Genomic DNA, 860 nt, shown 5'->3' on the forward strand with positions numbered 1-860 from the left:
TGGGGTTGTTGCAAAAAATCCATTTCTAACAGAAAATCCCTCTCTCTTTCAATTAAACTACCATCTCAATGACTCAATCCGAATTTAAATGGAAACACTTTGCACCAGAAATTATCCTCTGGTCTCTTCGTTGGTATGGTACGACAACTCTTAGTTATGCACACGTCAGTGATATGCTTGCGGAGCGTGGTATTTTCGTTAATCGCTCTACCATTTACCGATGGTTTATTGAGTATTCCCCTAAACTACGTAAGAAATTACGTCGATATCAATTTACGACATCTGACTCTTCATGGCAACTTGATGAAACATACGTTCGAGTAAAAGGTAAATGGCTTTATCTTTATCGAGCTATTAATAAACAAGGTGAAACCCTTGATTTTTATTTCTCTCATAAGAGAAATAAAGAGTCAGCTTATCAATTCATTAAGCGTTGTTTAAGGCCGTATCGCTTAGAAAATCAACCTAAAACGTTAAGCACAGATAAACATTCCTCATACGCCAATGCCATAACTCGCCTAAAAGAAGAAGGTTTGTTACGCGCTGATGTAAATCAACGGCAAATAAAATCCCTCAATAATGGTATTGAATCAGATCATGCCCCAATTAAGAAATTGATCGTAGCTACCGGTGGTTTCAAAGTGAGAAAACGAGCATGGTCAACAATTCAAGGATTTGAATCATTACGAATGTTAAATAAGGGACAGTTTGATTTTTGGTTGCGTAACGATAGACGAAAAACAATAGTACAGGAGAGATCCACCTTCATTAATCGTCTCTTTAATATTGAGGTTATTTTATAGTAATAATGAGCCCATTGTAGGGCTCATTTATCCATTCAGATTATTTGCAGCAAGCCC

1 protein-coding gene is annotated in these 860 nt (G+C 36.7%); it reads left to right on the forward strand.

Translation table 11 applies throughout. The features are described 5' to 3' along the window. Positions 1-68: 68 nt before the first annotated feature. The gene (locus tag PVK71_RS20300) at positions 69-803 is read left to right on the forward strand and encodes an IS6 family transposase (RefSeq protein WP_274421126.1); all 735 of its coding nucleotides are present in this window, start codon (positions 69-71) and stop codon (positions 801-803) included. Positions 804-860 lie beyond the last annotated feature (57 nt).

It is taken from the genome of Aliivibrio sp. S4MY1 (assembly GCF_028765545.1).
Taxonomy (GTDB): domain Bacteria; phylum Pseudomonadota; class Gammaproteobacteria; order Enterobacterales; family Vibrionaceae; genus Aliivibrio.